Origin of the sequence: Salinivibrio sp. ML198 (genome assembly GCF_001996015.1) — a bacterium.
Classification (GTDB): Bacteria; Pseudomonadota; Gammaproteobacteria; order Enterobacterales; family Vibrionaceae; genus Salinivibrio; species Salinivibrio siamensis.
Map to the genome: position 1 here is coordinate 118,150 of NZ_MUEZ01000010.1, position 17,127 is coordinate 135,276.

9 protein-coding genes and 1 pseudogene are annotated in these 17,127 nt (G+C 48.8%); 7 read left to right on the forward strand and 3 right to left on the reverse strand.

Annotated features, from left to right (window positions below; all coding sequences use genetic code 11):
• The first annotated feature begins 51 nt into the window (after positions 1 to 51).
• Together malQ and glgB are read left to right on the forward strand one after the other, a co-directional pair.
• Complete coding sequence (malQ, locus tag BZG25_RS09010) at positions 52 to 2,238, forward strand: 4-alpha-glucanotransferase (protein WP_077638910.1); 2,187 nt, start codon at positions 52 to 54, stop codon at positions 2,236 to 2,238.
• A 156-nt stretch (positions 2,239 to 2,394) separates the two neighbouring features.
• Positions 2,395 to 4,248, forward strand: a pseudogene (glgB, locus tag BZG25_RS09015) (1,4-alpha-glucan branching protein GlgB); the annotation flags it as partial.
• A gap of 129 nt (positions 4,249 to 4,377) precedes the next feature.
• Here glgB and malK read toward each other — a convergent pair.
• On the reverse strand, positions 4,378 to 5,517 hold the full coding sequence (gene malK, locus BZG25_RS09020; protein ID WP_046075901.1) for a maltose/maltodextrin ABC transporter ATP-binding protein MalK: 1,140 nt from the start codon (positions 5,515 to 5,517) through the stop codon (positions 4,378 to 4,380).
• Between the two features lie 498 nt (positions 5,518 to 6,015).
• Here malK and malE point away from each other — a divergent pair, with 498 nt between their 5' ends.
• The 3 genes from malE to malG all read left to right on the forward strand — a co-directional run bounded on the left by malE (position 6,016) and on the right by malG (position 9,737).
• The gene (gene malE / locus BZG25_RS09025; RefSeq protein ID WP_077579336.1) at positions 6,016 to 7,197 is read left to right on the forward strand and encodes a maltose/maltodextrin ABC transporter substrate-binding protein MalE; all 1,182 of its coding nucleotides are present in this window, start codon (positions 6,016 to 6,018) and stop codon (positions 7,195 to 7,197) included.
• Positions 7,198 to 7,287: 90 nt separating this feature from the next.
• Entirely contained in the window at positions 7,288 to 8,835 is a 1,548-nt protein-coding gene (gene malF / locus BZG25_RS09030) for a maltose ABC transporter permease MalF (RefSeq protein WP_371326853.1), read from the forward strand.
• Positions 8,836 to 8,846: 11 nt separating this feature from the next.
• Positions 8,847 to 9,737, forward strand: a complete 891-nt coding sequence (gene malG / locus BZG25_RS09035) for a maltose ABC transporter permease MalG (RefSeq protein ID WP_046075898.1) — start codon at positions 8,847 to 8,849, stop codon at positions 9,735 to 9,737.
• Between the two features lie 83 nt (positions 9,738 to 9,820).
• Here the strand turns inward: malG and BZG25_RS09040 are convergent, their stop codons facing one another.
• Positions 9,821 to 11,785 (reverse strand): glycogen-debranching protein, encoded by a 1,965-nt coding sequence (locus tag BZG25_RS09040; RefSeq protein WP_077638913.1) that lies wholly within the window; start codon positions 11,783 to 11,785, stop codon positions 9,821 to 9,823.
• 412 nt (positions 11,786 to 12,197) lie between these two features.
• On the opposite strand from BZG25_RS09040, the gene lamB reads away from it, so the two are divergent.
• Complete coding sequence (gene lamB / locus BZG25_RS09045) at positions 12,198 to 13,373, forward strand: maltoporin LamB (RefSeq protein WP_046075897.1); 1,176 nt, start codon at positions 12,198 to 12,200, stop codon at positions 13,371 to 13,373.
• A 64-nt stretch (positions 13,374 to 13,437) separates the two neighbouring features.
• Positions 13,438 to 14,265: a MalM family protein gene (locus BZG25_RS09050; RefSeq protein WP_077638914.1), complete on the forward strand. Its 828-nt coding sequence runs from the start codon at positions 13,438 to 13,440 to the stop codon at positions 14,263 to 14,265.
• Positions 14,266 to 14,368: 103 nt separating this feature from the next.
• Here BZG25_RS09050 and BZG25_RS09055 read toward each other — a convergent pair whose 3' ends face one another.
• Entirely contained in the window at positions 14,369 to 16,456 is a 2,088-nt protein-coding gene (locus BZG25_RS09055; protein WP_077638915.1) for a methyl-accepting chemotaxis protein, read from the reverse strand.
• Positions 16,457 to 17,127 lie beyond the last annotated feature (671 nt).

Below are 17,127 nucleotides of genomic sequence, written 5' to 3' on the forward strand. Positions count from 1 at the left end.
GACAACAATATTGCCCAATAAAAGAAGGGGGCAGACCCCTCGGAGAAAGCGATGAAAGAATCTGCATTGAAGACAGTCGCACAAATGGCCAACCTCGCTGATCGCTATATCAGTGCATGGGGCTCAGAAGCGGCCGTGCCGGACAGTACCTTACATGACTTACTAACGTCACTTGGCTATGACACACGAAATGACGAGGCGTTATTGGCATCGGCGGCGAAGAAACATAAAGCGGATGTGCTCGCGCCCGTGCAAGTGGTACAGGAGAATGAGCCAGTCGAAATTGCGCTTCATTTAGGGACCAGTGCGAGAGAAAGTGACTTTAGTTGGCGCTTGGAAACCGAACAGGGCGAGTGCTTTGAGGGTTACTTACAGTCACAAATCGTTCGCGATGAGCGCAGTAATGGCGGCCCATTAGTGTTTAGCCTGCCTTGCTCCCTACCGTGGGGCTATCATCGCCTTTCTGTGATACGTAAACGGCGTCAATCACCGTACCAAATGACGCTCATCATGGCGCCTACTCAATGCTATAAACAACCTGAATTGGATCAACACAAAAAAATGTGGGGCCCGAGTATTCAGCTCTACACACTGCGTACCCCTCACAACTGGGGGATTGGTGATTTTGGTGACTTGAAACAATTGGTCAGTGAGCTCGCCTCGCGTGGCGCGGACTTTGTTGGCCTTAACCCCATTCATGCGTTGTTCCCTGCTAATCCAGAAGCCGCGAGCCCTTATAGTCCCTCATCACGCCGCTGGCTTAATCTTTTGTACATTGATGTGAGCAACGTTCGTGAGTTTTGTTTGAGCGCCCGTGCGCAGCAACTCGTGGGCAGCGCCGAGTTCCAGCGTCGCCTGCAAGCTGTGCGCGACACTCACTGGGTAGATTATAGCGAAGTCGCCGCCCTAAAAATGGCCGTATTGCCTTTGTTGTTTCAAGAGTTTAAGCAACGCGAGCTGCTGCAACAGACTCGACGTGGCTGTGCGTTTTTAGACTTTATTGAAAAAGGCGGAGAGAGCTTAAAACAGCAAGCCACCTTTGATGCCTTGCATCAACATTTACGCGCGGAAGACCCTCATGCTTGGGGCTGGCCCGTATTCCCTGAAAAATATCGTCGCTATGAAAATGCAGCGACGCAAGCATTTATCGAGCAGCACAGTGACGACATTCAACTGTACATGTATTTACAGTGGATTGCCGAAGGTCAAATGGAAGAGGTACAAGCCATTGCTGAAGAGCAGGGGATGTCGCTGGGCTTGTACCGTGATCTCGCTGTTGGGGTGTCAGACGCGGGAAGCGAAACCTGGTCGGACAACTCGCCCTTAGTACTGGATGCCAGTATCGGTGCGCCGCCGGATGTGTTGGGACCTCGGGGGCAAAACTGGGGCTTACCGCCATTTGATCCGCAAGCACTGAAACACACTGGCTATCATGCCTACATCGAGTTGTTGCGGGCCAACATGCGTCATTGTGGGGCTTTACGTATCGATCATGTACTGGGCTTGCTGCGCTTATGGTGGATCCCTAAGGGGAAAAATGCCACCGAGGGCGCTTACTTGTACTATCCCGTTAAAGACATGCTCGCGATTTTAGCGCTTGAGTCGCACCGTCATCAATGCAGTGTGATTGGCGAGGACTTGGGGACGGTCCCAGATGAAATTGGTGCGTTACTTGCCGATGCGGGCGTGCATTCCTACAAGGTATTCTTCTTTGAAACCTCAGAAGAGGACGGGGGCTTTATTTCTCCGGCGCACTATACCGAGCAGGCGATGGCGACGCTTTCCACCCATGATATGCCAACCATTCGTGGCTTTTGGCATTGCGACGATTTAAAACTGGGTCAAGAGCTCGGCCTATACCCAGATGAAGCGCAACTTCAACAATTGTTTGATGATCGTTTGAAAGCCAAGCAGGGCATTTTAGACAGTGTGCGCTGGCATGGTATGCTACCAGATGGGGTTGGGGGCGATGCGCGTTATGTGCCGATGGATGGTCACTTGTGCCGCGCGTTGCAATTGCATGTTGCCGCTGGCAAGTCAGCACTATTAAGCGTCCAGTTGGAAGACTGGTTGGAGATGGACAAGCCCGTCAATATCCCTGGTACGGTAGACGAATATCCCAACTGGCGGCGTAAGCTTTCGGCCAGTTTGGAAACGCTCTTTAGCCGTGAAGAGTTGAATCAACTTGCCAGAGACTTATCTCGGGTGCGCATGCAAGCGAGTCGGCAAACGGCGTAACCACCATACCATGCTCTAACGCTCTATCCTCAGTGCCAGCCAACACGCATAGGATGGAGCGTTTTTTTATATAAGGAGTCGCTGATGCCAGATTCTTCCATTTCAATACTGCCCCAGTCTATTCAGCCTGATCATTTTGCAATTGATATGGCTGCTTTATATAACCCGAGAGTTGCACATCAGCAAATGGGCGCGCATCCGGTGACGTTACCCGTCGCGGGCAAACCGGTCGAGGGTATAAGGTTTGTGCTCTTTGCGCCTCATGCACAATCAGTGAGCGTGATCGGTGATTGGAACCAATGGCAGGCAGAGGCTGGAAGCCTTATTGCCATCGAAGATGGATTTTGGGTGGGGTTTGTCGCTCATCTTGGCCTTAATCAACGCTACAAATATGCGTTAACGGGTCCCGATGGGCAATGTTTACCGCACAAAGCCGATCCTTATGGTGCGTATGCTGAACAATACCCGTCATTTGCTTCTCTGACCTATGATCAACATGCTTATCAATGGCACGATCAGCAGTGGCAAGACCGCCCTGTGACTGAAAAACATACGCAAGCGCTCTCTTTTTATGAGCTTCACCTTGGTTCGTGGCAGCGAGATGCATCGGGTCAGTGTCTGGGCTATCGTGAGCTTGCTCACCGTTTAGTCCCTTATTTGGTGGAAATGGGTTATACCCATGTAGAGCTGATGCCAGTCAGTGAGCATCCTTTTTATGGTTCTTGGGGCTATCAGCCAGTGGGGCTTTTCGCGCCGACTAGCCGCTATGGCTCGCCGGATGATTTTAAGTACTTGGTGGATTGTTGCCACCAAGCGGGCATTGGCGTCATTCTCGACTGGGTGCCGGGACATTTCCCTACCGATGATCATGGTTTGGCCTCTTTCGATGGTACGCCCTTATATCATGACCCCGATCCACGACGTGGCTGGCACAACGACTGGCATTGTCATCTCTACGATATGAGTAAAGAGCATGTGCGCCGCTTTTTGGTGAATAACGCCTTGTATTGGCTTGACCGGTTTCACATTGATGGTTTGCGTGTCGATGCCGTCGCGTCGATGCTTTATCTCGATTACTCGCGTGAGCAGGATCAATGGATCCCGAACCTAGATGGCGGCAATGAGAACTACGACGCCATTGCCACGTTAAAATGGATGAACGAGTCGGTTTATCACTATTTTCCCAATGCGATGACGATTGCCGAAGAATCGACCACGTTTCCCGGGGTCTCCTCGCCAATTTATGCGGGTGGCCTGGGTTTCGGGTTTAAATGGAACATGGGTTGGATGAATGACAGTTTACGTTATATCCGTGAAGAGTCGGTGTATCGACGCTATCACCACGACACGCTAACATTTCCATTGGTTTACGCGTTTGGCGAGAACTATGTACTGCCTTTGTCTCATGATGAAGTGGTGTATGGAAAAGGCTCACTGATGGGAAAAATGCCTGGTGACGAGTGGCAGCAAACGGCGAACTTACGTGCTTATTTGGGCTACATGTATGGCCAGCCGGGGAAAAAACTCAATTTTATGGGCACGGAGATGGGTCAGACTGCAGAGTGGAACCATGACAGCCAGCTTGAATGGCATTGGCTGCAATACGGCCGCCATCAAGGTATCCAAGCATGGGTGAAAGCGCTGAACCACCTGTATGTCTCAACGCCGGCGCTGCATCGCCTCGACTGCGATCCGGCAGGATTTGAGTGGCGGTTAAAAGACGCTGCAGATATTAGCGTGATAGCCCATGAGCGGCTTGGCGATGACGGCTCGCGGATGCTGGTGGTGAGTAACTTCACCCCTGTCCCCCGGGATGGTTTTCAGCTGGGTGTGCCGAAGAGTGGCGACTACCAATTAGTATTAAACTCGGATGATGAGGCGTTTTGGGGCAGTGGGTATCCCGTTTACGCAGCGCTTAGCACCGATAAAAGCGCGGCGCACGACCAGCCTCAATCGCTAACATTAAATCTCCCCCCATTAGCCACTGTGTTTTATTGCTGGCAAGGGTGAAGGTACTGAGCCCTTTGGGCGACAAAGTGAAGATTGCGCCAAGTTAATCCTTGGCGTTTTTTCTGTCTGAATCGATACCATAAAAAAGGCCGCGAATGCGGCCTAGTCGTAGTCTCTTACAAGGTGATATTAGGCTGCGTCTTCTTCATCAACGAAGGTGACGCCATTTTCGCGATGCAGGCGTTTACACGCTCGACCGTCACTGTGGAACAAATGGCAGCGATGGGCTGGAATACCAATGGCGTACTTCTCGCCGGGTTCAATCTCAACGGTATCGAGTTGGCGATAGATCACGTCTGCGTCTGCACTTTCAAGGTTGAGATAAATTTGCGTCTCGTTGCCTAGCTTCTCGACAATGGTCGCTTCCCCTTCAATTTGCGCATCGCCGTCTTTGGCGGCCACCAAATGCTCAGGACGAATGCCGAGAGACATGCGATCGCCGCGCGTGACGGTTTTGCCATCGACAGGTACCCAGAAACTGGCACCTTCACTGAGCTGCACTTTGACACGGTTTGGCTCAACATCCTCAATAAAGACACTCATAAAGTTCATTTTGGGTGAGCCGATAAACGACGCGACAAAGCGGTTTTGAGGGTAATGATAAAGCTCTAGCGGTTTGCCAACCTGCGCCACACGGCCTTCATCTAGTACCACGATTTTATCTGCCATGGTCATGGCTTCGATCTGATCGTGGGTCACATAAATCATGGTACAGCCAAGCTGACGTTGTAATTTGGTAATTTGTGCGCGCATCTGCACGCGTAACCCTGCATCGAGGTTGGAAAGTGGCTCATCGAGGAGGAAGACACGAGGTTGAGACACCAAGGTGCGGCCAATCGCGACACGCTGACGTTGTCCCCCGGACAAAGACTTGGGTTGTCTGTCGAGTAAGTGGCCGAGTTGTAAGATCTCCGCCGCTTGATGGACGCGCTTATCGACTTCCGCTTTGTTCGTTTTGGCCAGTTTTAGGCCAAAAGACATGTTGTCATAAAGATTTAGGTGGGGATACAACGCGTAAGATTGAAACACCATTCCCACGCCGCGTTTAGAAGGCTCTATTTCATTGACGCGTTGCTCATCAATATAAAGATCGCCCGATGTAATATCTTCTAATCCGGCAACGCAGCGTAATAAAGTGGATTTACCGCAACCAGATGGACCGACAAAAACAACAAATTCGCCGTCTTTAATCTCTAGGTCAACGTTTTTTGAAATCATTACATCGTTGTCATACGCTTTACAAACGTTTTTAAACGTGACACTTGCCATGTCGCTCGCCCTCAATCGCTTTTCATTAATTCGGCTCAATACGCATTATAGGTGGTTGTGTTATTCAATATCGGCCATTTTTGAGCGTTATTTTTTTGTTGAACGCTGTTTGGTCATTGATTAAGCACATTGGATAGGTTCCACCCGATGCTTTTTTGATGACAGCAGTGTCGCGTATCTGCGCAAGCGGTACATCCTCCCGGGGGAAATTATTGCAGGGGGAGTAGGCGGGGAGGAGGATGATCTCCTCCCTAATTTAGTTTGAGGGCGTACATCACAAAATGATTAGCAAATTAGTTGAAGTTGATCACGTACCGTTTATTTTTGTGAGCCGCATCATTAGCGACGAGCGATATGGATCACGAATTCGCTCGCACAGGCGTAGGGCGTAGAAGCCAGGATGATGAGGAATGCGCGGGAATTACCCATGATAGACCGTGAAATACAGCTCATCCTCCATGGAATCGTGCTACACCTCAGTAGAAGAAGGATAGAAAGATGAAAAAATCACTTAGCGCTGTTGCTCTCGGTACCCTCATTGCACTGGGTTCATTTGGCGCACACGCCAATATCGAAGAAGGCCAACTGACGATTTGGATTAACGGTGATAAAGGCTATAACGGCCTAGCAGAAGTGGGTGACCGCTTTGAGCAAGACACGGGGATTCCTGTGACCGTTGTTCACCCTGATGGTTTGCAGGACAAGTTCCCGCAAACGGCGTCAACGGGCGATGGTCCAGATATTGTTTTTTGGGCGCATGACCGTTTTGGCGGCTACGCAGAGTCAGGCCTGTTGGCAGAAATTCGCCCTTCAGACCGTCTTAAAGAAGGCATGGTCGACTTTGCTTGGGATGCGGTGAAATACAAAGGCAAATACGTTGGCTACCCAGTGGCAGTAGAATCGCTTTCCCTTATCTACAACAAAGATTTGGTGCCAAACCCGCCAGAAACGTGGCAAGACGTAGTTGAGATGGATGCCAAGCTCAAAGAGCAGGGTAAGTCAGCCATCATGTGGAACTTAAAAGAACCCTACTTTACATGGCCATTAATGGCGGCTGATGGCGGCTACGCGTTTAAGCAAACGGCAAACGGCTATGATGTTAAAGACGCGGGTATCAATAACCAAGGTGTGCATGACGCGCTACATTTCATGAAGCAGATGGTCAAAGATGGCGTGATTTCATCAGATATGGACTACTCGGTCTCTGAGTCTTCTTTTAACCAAGGTGACACAGCGATGACCATTAACGGCCCATGGTCGTGGGGCAACATCGAAAAGTCAGGTATCAATTATGGTGTCACCACCTTACCTACCTTCCAAGGTGAAGCGTCCAAGCCTTTTGTTGGTGTGCTTAGTGCCGGTATTAGCACCGCATCGCCAAATAAAGCACTAGCGGTTGAGTTCCTTGAAAACTACCTGCTGACGAAAGAAGGCCTTTCAACGGTCAATGCTGATAAGCCCCTAGGTGCGGTGGCGCTGAATGCGTATCAAGCAGAGCTGGCTCAAGATAGCCGTATTGCTGCGACCATGGAAAACGCCAAACATGGCGAGGTGATGCCGAACATTCCACAAATGAATGGGTTCTGGGCGGCTGCCAAAAACGCCATCATCAATGTGGTCGATGGCCGTCAAAGCGTCGAGGAAGCGCTCGACGATGCGGAAACGCAAATGGTCAAATAAGCTCTATCTGCAGGGGGGCTTGCCTCCCTGCATTTTTTAAAAACTATGTGAGTAGCGTTCCTTATGCAGTCAGTCCAAGGTTCCCAAGCTATGACAACGTCAGGCTCTTCTTTGCCCAGCAGCACAAAAGCGTTCATAAAATGGGCGTTACTGGCTACTGTGGCCATCATCAATGGCTATGCCACCGTCTTGATGTATTCGCGTGGTGAAACTGCCTTTGCCCTGTTAACTGTGGTATTAACCGCACTAGCGCTGTACATTTTTGGCAGTAAAAAAACATACGCCCATCGCTATATCTATCCAGGTATCGCGGGGATGATCCTCTTCATTATTTTTCCGTTGGTTTATACCGTTGGGCTGTCATTCACCAACTATAGCGCCAAAAATCAACTCTCTTTCGAGCGTGCCCAGTCCGTATTACTCGAGCGAACCTTTCAAAGTGGCGACAGTTATCCTTTCTCGTTATATCAAACGGATCAAGGAGTTCGTATTGTGGTGGAAGGCGAAAACACACGTTTTGCCACCAAGCCATTTGAATTTGCAACACTGGCCGATGAAAACTTGTCACTTAGCCCGATTGACAGTGTTGAGGGACAAAAAGCGTCACTCCGCGATGTGATTCAAAATCGAGAGGCGCTCGGTAATCTAGATTTACAATTGTCAGATGATCAAACCATTCGTATGAGTGGGTTACGCAAGTTCGCCGCTATTCAATCGCTTTATAGCTTGCAGGACGATGGCCGCACGCTGATCAATAATAAGACGGGTGAGACACTCAAACCCAATGATGAGGTAGGGTATTACCAACCGGTTAATGCTTCGGGTGAGTTTGTTGACGACACGGTGTCGCCCGGTTATGTGGTGCAAATTGGCACCGATAACTTTGAGCGTGTCTGGACAGATGAGGGGATTAAAGAGCCCTTTATTGGCATCTTTATTTGGACGATTGTTTTTTCTGTACTCACCGTGGTGTTTACCCTCTTTATCGGTTTGATATTGGCGAGTTTGGTGCAGTGGGAAGAGCTGAAAGGCAAATCGATCTACCGTTTATTATTGATCCTGCCTTATGCGGTGCCAGCCTTTATTTCGATTCTGATTTTCCGCGGTTTGTTTAACCAAAGCTTTGGTGAAATCAACATGGTATTGGAAGCCCTGTTTGGCATCAGTCCGAATTGGTTCTCTGACCCGTTCTTGGCGCGGAGCATGGTGTTAACTGTCAATACCTGGCTTGGTTTCCCTTATATGATGATCCTCTGTATGGGCTTGCTTAAAGCGATCCCCGATGATCTCTACGAAGCATCCGCGATTGACGGCGCGAATTTCATTCAGAACTTCACCCGTATTACGCTGCCGATGATGATTAAACCATTAACACCGTTGCTGATTGCCGCTTTTGCTTTTAACTTCAATAACTTTGTGATGATTATGCTGTTAACAGAAGGTGGGCCAAACCGCATTGGCACCACTGAGCCGGCCGGTTATACCGACTTGCTGGTCAGCTACACCTATCGCATCGCCTTTGAAGGCAGTGGTGGTCAAGACTTTGGCTTGGCAAGTGCCATCGCCACACTGATTTTCTTGATTGTCGGCGCACTGGCGTTAATCAACCTCCGCATGACGCAGAAAAACGAGCACTGAGGGACGTAAATATGGCAATGGTACAAGGTAAATCCTTAAAATATCGCGTCTGGGCAACCCATATTGGCTTGTGCTTATTTTTGGCGCTGATCCTATTCCCGCTGTTAATGATTATTGCGATTTCATTCCGTGAAGGGAATTTCGCTACCGGGAGTTTGATCCCGAAAAATCCATCACTTGAACATTGGAAATTAGCATTGGGCTTCCCGGTGACTAATCCGGATGGCTCGGTCACGCCACCGCCGTTTCCCGTTCTATTATGGCTGTGGAATTCGGTAAAAGTGGCCGGGATCACCTCGCTGTTTATCGTGGTGCTCTCAACCACCTCGGCGTACGCTTTTGCGCGTATGCGATTTAAAGGCAAGCAAACCATCTTGAACGCGATGATGATCTTCCAGATGTTCCCGGCGGTGTTGGCATTGGTGGCTATCTACGCCTTGTTTGATAAGTTGGGGCAGTACATTCCGTTCTTGGGGCTCAACACGCACGGTGGCTTGATCTTTGCCTACTTGGGCGGGATTGCATTACACGTTTGGACCATTAAAGGTTACTTCGAGAGCATTGATGGTTCATTGGAAGAAGCCGCAGCACTGGATGGCGCCACCCCATGGCAGGCGTTTAGGCTGGTGCTGCTTCCGCTCTCCGTGCCTATCTTGGCTGTGGTTTTTATTCTGTCGTTTATCATGGCGGTAGGTGAGGTGCCAGTTGCTTCGATTCTGTTGTCGGATGTTGATTCGTATACCTTGGCGGTCGGCATGCAGCAGTACTTGTATCCGCAGAACTATCTGTGGGGCGACTTCGCGGCGGCAGCCGTGCTTTCAGCGGTACCGATCACAGGTGTTTTCTTACTCGCCCAACGTTGGTTAGTGGGTGGTTTGACGGCTGGTGGTGTGAAAGGCTAAGGCGTTACGCCCTCAGGCGAAGCAAGAGCACGAAAGTAAAGGCAGCTAACATTAGCTGCCTTTTTGATGTGGGTAATATTGGGCTACAGCCAGTCACCGTCAATGCAGACTACAAAGTGCTTGCCTGCCAATATCAGGGATGGTTCGGGTGTGGTGATAGTCGTTTCATTGGTTGCGCTGTCACAGACAATACGCCACTGATGATTTGGTGGAAGCCGTAGATTGTGCGCGGTGTCGCCGCTGTTAATGGCAATGAGCAGCGATTGACCCGCGTCAGAATGATGCGCACCGAGTGTGATCTGACAGCTGAGTGCTTGCAGGCTTGGCCATTGATGATCGTGAATAGGATCGCCATTCGGATGTCGCCACTCAATCTGATTGCGATGGCGCTGTGTGCCACTCAACGCATCAATAAAGCGCGGTATGATAGCATTGCGACGTGCAATCATGGTGGAAAGCCAGTTTGACCAAACATGATCCTGCGTTTGCCAGTTTAACCAACTGATGGGGTTGTCTTGGCAATAGGCATTGTTGTTTCCCTGTTGCGAGTGCCCTAAAACATCGGCCATTAGAATGTGCGGCGTCCCCAGCGAGAAGAGGGTGCTCGCCATCATATTCCTTTTTTGCCGAGTTCTTATCTCAATAATATCAGTATTGTTTGTGGATCCTTCAACACCATAGTTGGCGGAGCGATTATCGCCATGGCCATCTCGGTTGTTCTCGCCATTGGCGTGATTATGCCGCTTGGCATAACTGACCACATCCTGCAGGGTAAAGCCATCATGGTAGGTGATGTAGTTGATGGGTAGGTGATCCGGCCAATACGCTGCGCTGAAAAAGTCGCGTGACCCCATCAACCGCGTGGCGAAATCCTGTAGCATACCTAGCTCTCCTCGCCATAAACTGCGCGTGATGTCGCGGATTTTATCGTTACATTCGGCCCAGTTAATCGGAAATTGTCCTAGCTGATACCCATCGGGGCCTATATCCCATGGTTCCGCAATTAATTTGACCTTAGAAAGGATCGGATCTTGGGCGATGGCATGGAAAAAGGCATTGTGGGGATCAAAGGTATCGCCGTCTCGCCCTAAGGTGGCGGCGAGATCGAACCGAAACCCATCCACGTGATAGTCGGTGACCCACATACGTAAGGTGTCGATCACCTGCTTCATTGCAGCAGAATGGCGTATATCAATGGTATTGCCACAGCCGGTATGGTTGCACAGCCGTTGGCCATCATGTAAGTACATGGCATGATCAAGCGCTTTATAATGAAGAATCGGCCCACCTTCTCCGCCTTCAGCCGTGTGATTAAACACCACGTCTAAAATGACTTCGATGTCGTGGCGGTGTAGTTCGCGTATTGCCGTTTTCAGCTCGTCAACCGCATTTTTCTCCGCGTAGCGTGGATCCGGTGCCATCCAAACGTATGGGTTGTAGCCCCAGTAGTTGGTTTTTTGCTGGCTGAGTAAATGCGGCTCCGGTAAGCAACAGGTAATCGGCAGCAGTTGCAGGCAATTAATCTGATGTTGTTGATAGAACGCCAACATCGCTGGTGACACCAAGCCTAAATAACGTCCTTGCTGTGTTGGCGAGACATCTGGGTGCTGTTGAGTTAGCCCTTTAACATGGGTTTCGAAAATAACGGTGTCGCACATTGAGCGTTGGGGCGATGACACGCCTTGCCAATCAAATAAGTCGTGATCGACGACTTGGCAGCGCGCAACCTGTGTGCTTTGCGATAATGTATAGGGAGGCTGATAGGTTAAAGGACCGGTAATGGCCTGAGCATAAGGGTCAGCCACACACCAGATTTGACCATCATGTGAGACGTCAAAGCTATATTCTTGCCCTGCAACGACATCAGCAACATCTTGTGTCCAGTAGCCGCGCTTATATTCGTGCATAGCGATCCGCTGAGGTTGGTGCGCTTGATGCCACAATAGTAAATGTACGCAGTCCTGGTCTGGCGCATACAGTGTAAACCGACAGCCTGATGGGTGTAATTGCGCCCCTAATACATAAGGAGATGGGAAACAAACCGACATAACTAACACCGTTAAATGAGACGAGTCGCTATTAGAGCGGTTACCTATAAATAATTCAATCTGACGTCACATTTATGATCATTGTCCCTCATGTAATAAAGTTTCATATCTCTATGAATAAAATTATTAATAGTGATCTGTTCGACGTTTTGTAGGGGATAAACAAGAAACCCAGTTACCAATTACGCCTTGGTTCAGTGATCGATGTCGACAAGTTAGGATAATCCGCCTTAGCTCCTCCTTACTCCTCCTCCCCCTTCAACCACATCCCTGGATGACGCGCACTTTAGTGTGCAGGGATAGGATATTTCCAGGATAACGAAGAAAGCTAAGCCTTGGACACACTGTCTTTTTCCACTACCCACTGCCGGTGTGAAGAGACACGTAAAAAAGGCGCATTATGGAGTAAGGTATGAGAAAAGTAAGTTTAATTGCGGCGGCTGTCGCAGCTGCTGTCACTGCCACCTCAGCGTTCGCTGTCGATTTTAATGGTTATGCTCGTGCGGGTGCTGCGATCGGTGGTGATGGTGCGGGTGATAGTGCTTTTGAAAAGAATAAAGTTGGTCGTTTGGGTAATGAAGACGACAACTATTACGAGTTCGGTTTTTCAGAAGAACTTCAAACGGGTGAGCAATCATGGAAACTGGAATCTATGATTGCCTCTAGCGATAAAGGCCAAAATGGTTGGGAAGATAGCGAAATCAATGTCGCGCAATTTAATGTCCAAGCCAAAGGTGTGATTGCATCCGATCCTGAAGCCGTTATTTGGGCGGGTAAGCGCTATTATCAACGTAAAGATATCCACATTACTGACTTCTATTTCTTGAATACATCAGGTACTGGTGGTGGTATTGAAAATATTTCACTGGGCGATCAAAAGCTTTCTTTAGCGTTTGTTCAAGATGGAGAAAATGATCAGTCCTCAGGCTATATTTTTGATGCGCGCTTAGCCAATATCGGCTTGTGGAAAGATGCTAGCTTAGAGCTCGCTACGGCCTATAACTTTGCGACAGAAAAAGATGACCAAACCGAAGCGGCTGATGATGGTATTATGCTTACCGGTATTGTGCATCAAAATATGGACAATGGTTTCAACCAAACAATCTTGCAATATGGTTCTGCAGGATACGGTGATCAGATTGCTGGCTTTGGTTCTGGTGCATGGTACAGCCGCGGCTCCGATGATAAAAACGATGCGAAAGGCTACCGTATTATCAACTGGGGTGTGATGAATGTTGGGTCATCGATGGAACTCGGACATCAGCTCTCTTATCATAATGGCTCGGACTTGACAGATGGTGAGGGCGACTCTGATATGTTCACTGCTGTTGTGCGTCCTGTTTATAAGTGGAACGACACGATGCGCACTATCGGTGAGGTAGGCTTCTTTGATGGAGAAAATCAAGGAACAGACCAAGGAGGCCACAAGTTTACTTTAGCTCAAGCATGGGCAATGGGTGACAGCTTCTGGTCGCGTCCTGAGATTCGCTTCTACGGTACGTATATTACGGATGAAGAAGGAGATACGTTTGGTGACAAAGGTGACTCAGAGTTCGTAACTGGTGTGCAATTGGAAGCTTGGTGGTAAGTCTTTTTTTAAACTGTCTTTTTTCATAGCCGACAATTGTCGGCTATTTTTTTAGGTGTTTTATATGAATAAGAAAGTGTTATTTATTTCTGGGCTATTATTACTTAGTGGGTGCTCGACGTTCGTTGATAACCAATATAAGGTTGCACCGACAGGAAAGGCAATGACGCAGCTTGAAAAAGCGAAAAAACTGCCGATAACAATGGACAAAGAGATAAAAATAGCGGTCACCGCGCAAACACAAGTCCTCGATATCTATAGCATTGATAGCCCTGGCGTCATTTTCGACTTACCAATGGTAAAAAATGGATTAGCTATCAATATTGAGGCAGAAGTCAACGACAGTGTTTTTGTCCCAAGTGCTAAAGTCATTAACCAGTCTGGCGATATTCGTGCTGAGCTTGATGATGATGGGTTAGTCTATCTAAAGCCCCGTCTAGCCGATGGAAACCGTTTGCAAGGGAATATTAAAGTCCATCCACAAATTGGCGACAGTTCGCTCTATTTGGTTATTTTTACCGATAAAGATAAACTTAATGAAACGGTGGCGGTTAGCCACCCAGCGAAATTGGACGCAGAGGGGAGAGGGAATTACTTTCCGGAGGTAGGTGATATTCAAGTGCCGCGCGCGTTGACTGGCACGTTTTCCATCGAAGCAACCGCATTGGGCGCACATAACAATGCTCAGCCTATCGTCCTGCCAGCGCTCTCCGCCACTGAAGGCCCGCAACAAGAAAGCGTTAGTTTTTATCACCAGGCTATTCGGGCCGCCATTGCAGACAACGATGTCGACAAAGCAATGGGATTGCTGCGTGATGCAGAGCAATTGGGTATTACTGACGCTGACCAAGTCTTTCGTGACGCGATGAAAGCACAATTAGATAAGAAGTAATCTCACCATCTAAGCTACGTTTTACATCGCGTCTTTAACAAGACGTAACCTCAAAAGGGCAACGTTGGTTGCCCTTTTTTAGTATGAGAGGTAAGGCTGGAAACTAGACCGTAAACGTATCGACCAGTTGGCGAATCGTTTTGGCCTCGTGGTTGAGGGTTTGGTTTGCGCCTTGCGCTTGCTCACTGAGTGACAAGGTTTGTTCTATGCGTTGTGACAGTGCTTGGATGTTTTCAGCCACCTGCTGAGAGACGGCACTTTGCTCTTCCGCCGCGCCTGCGGTTTGGTAATTGATATCGCCAAGCTGCTGCACCAAATCAACAATCTCGGTTAAGGTCTCCTGCACGGAAATACTTGCTTGATAACCCTCCGCCGCACCACGCTCACCTTGTTGGATGACGGTTTCAATATCGGTAAGGAGTTGGTTGAAGGTTTCAAGCGTCGATACGATTTGGTCAACAGATTTTTGTGAGTGCTGGGCCAAGGCACGTACCTCGTCAGCGACAACCGCAAACCCTCGGCCAGCTTCACCGGCGCGTGCCGACTCAATCGCGGCATTGAGCGCTAGCAAGTTGGTTTGATCTGAAATGCCGCGAATGTCGTCGAGCAGAGAGGCAATATCGCTACCACTGGCTTTGACTTCGCTGACAAAACTGTTGGCTTTTTGCAGATCTGTGTTGGCGGTTTGGTTACGTGCCACATTGTTAGCCACATTCTCCATGCATTGATTCAGCGATGAAACCACTGCGGTATTTTTCTCTTTTGAGGCTTCAGAGTTGGTTGCCACATCTTTTGAGGTCGCGGTCAGTTGCTCCATTGCCGTCGCGGCTTGGTGTAATGTCTCGGTATTATCAGACAGGGCTTGGTGGGCATCGGTGATGGCGTTATTGGCTGTCGTTGATGTGTCGGACAAACGTCCACCTGCTTGTTGAATTTGTCCCACCATCGCTTGCAGCGCATCCAACATGTGATTGACTGAGCGTTTAATACGATCAATCTCTGTCTTACCATTAACCGATAAGCGCTGCGTTAAATCGCCACCACCTTGGGCTATCGCTTGAATCGATTGCTCGACGCTACTCAACGGTGCTAATTGACGTTTGATAACGATTTGAATGATCACAAAGGCCAGCAAAAGGACGAGGCCACTCACCCAATATATGGTGTTTTGAATATCGCTTTCGGCGTCTGTCATCATTTGATTCAGCTGTGTGACGGGGGCCATCGCGGCCTGCTTGGGGGTCACAATCATCACTGACCACGTCTGAGACATATTGCCAAATTCGATCGGTTGCGACACATAAAAGTGCGAATCGGTTTGTTTGAATTGGCTTTTATGGCTTTGCTTTTGAAGCTTGGCAAGAGAGTGATACGCGGGAGAGGATAGTTTGGAGACCGCGGCACCATGCTGGACTTGTTGATCGGTGCTAGCAACGATTCGGCCATTTTGACTGACAACAAACAGCTTACCGTTACTGTCAGCACGTTTAGCCAGAATGGACTGGATTTGTGCTGTAGTCAGTGTACTCCCCACCATGGCAACGGTTTTATCGAAACGGAAAACGGGGGTTGTCACATCAAACACCGTTTGGGTTTTGCCATTAATCTCAGCGGTTCTCGGGTCGGTGATACAATCTTTTTGTGTGCTCACCGGGCATTGATACCAAGGGTTAGTTTCAGAGAAATTTTGCGCAGCGGTAAGGCGCATTTCCCCTCTCTCATCTACCGACACAGACGGCACATAGCGCCCATCAGCAGCGCTTGTTGGGTCGCCGTAGTAAAAAGCATCGGCGCCTAACACGTTTTTTTGCCACTCGGTGTAGATGTTGTGCCATTCAGGTTGGCGTTTCAAAATCGAATACATGATCCGAGGTATATCATCTCGGTCGAGGATCCGTGCTGACTTATTCTTTTCCGCTTCGGAGGTATAAATCTGAGCGATAGTCCGCACCGTATCGAGGGGAGAGGCAATATACGCATGGATCTCCTCGCTAATCGCTGTCGCGCGATTTTGCATCTTAATCACCTGATCACGCTTTACGTTTTCAGTGACCTGGGATGACATTGCTGACTGACTGCTATTCAGCGTTGACAAGGAAACGGCACTCACTGCTCCAAGACCGATCAGTACGATGGACGAGGCAGCTAAGCTTATCCGTTGACTTATAGAAAGGGTACGCAACTTTTTCATAATCACTATCCGCACAAAGAAAACCGCACAAAGAAATACTCTGATTCGTCGAGTGGCGAGACAATGGCGTCGTGCGAAGAGTGATGGCACAACCGGTAGCGCGCCGACAGAGACGATAAGTGACACTAGTGTTACTTAATTAAGAAAAGGGCACATCCTCCTAAGCAACGAGCGAAGAGAGGAGGAGAACAAAGGGAGGAGAGGGTATACGCACAACATAAGTGTTAGTGGGTCGAGTGCACATCTTGCGCGTGTTGTCGCGTTTAATGTGTCGCGATGATCACACGATTTCCGCTCTAAGCTTGTTCAAATACGGTGCTATTCACATTTTCATCACTAAAGCGTCGAGGTGGACGGATATGGAGGAGGTCAGATGGCTAGGTATCTGCTAGCCCACTACCTTCCCATTATTCTCATTATGTGAAGCTAAATACCTGAAGATAATAAGTCATTATTTAATTGCATTAGAGATTGTTTAATTATATTCCTGTTAACAATTAAGGGTATTTTAACCACCTTTTTAGAGTTATTGCTCACTAACGTGTTATTTACATTTAGTTATGTCATGAAACTGTCAAAATGTCAGAAGACCGTACCTTTTTGCCAATAAAAAATAAAAATGAGGCATTGCTCCAAATTTGTGCAATTTTAATTAATGTCTAATTTTTCGT

Excerpts from the sequence above, each read along its gene's own strand:
- BZG25_RS09040 (WP_077638913.1), bottom strand. The coding sequence starts at position 11,785 with ATGTCGGTTTGTTTCCCATCTCCTTATGTATTAGGGGCGCAATTACAC.
- lamB (WP_046075897.1), top strand. The coding sequence starts at position 12,198 with ATGAGAAAAGTAAGTTTAATTGCGGCGGCTGTCGCAGCTGCTGTCACT.
- BZG25_RS09055 (WP_077638915.1), bottom strand. The coding sequence starts at position 16,456 with ATGAAAAAGTTGCGTACCCTTTCTATAAGTCAACGGATAAGCTTAGCT.
- malF (WP_371326853.1), top strand. The coding sequence starts at position 7,288 with ATGACAACGTCAGGCTCTTCTTTGCCCAGCAGCACAAAAGCGTTCATA.
- malK (WP_046075901.1), bottom strand. The coding sequence starts at position 5,517 with ATGGCAAGTGTCACGTTTAAAAACGTTTGTAAAGCGTATGACAACGAT.
- BZG25_RS09050 (WP_077638914.1), top strand. The coding sequence starts at position 13,438 with ATGAATAAGAAAGTGTTATTTATTTCTGGGCTATTATTACTTAGTGGG.
- malQ (WP_077638910.1), top strand. The coding sequence starts at position 52 with ATGAAAGAATCTGCATTGAAGACAGTCGCACAAATGGCCAACCTCGCT.
- malG (WP_046075898.1), top strand. The coding sequence starts at position 8,847 with ATGGCAATGGTACAAGGTAAATCCTTAAAATATCGCGTCTGGGCAACC.
- malE (WP_077579336.1), top strand. The coding sequence starts at position 6,016 with ATGAAAAAATCACTTAGCGCTGTTGCTCTCGGTACCCTCATTGCACTG.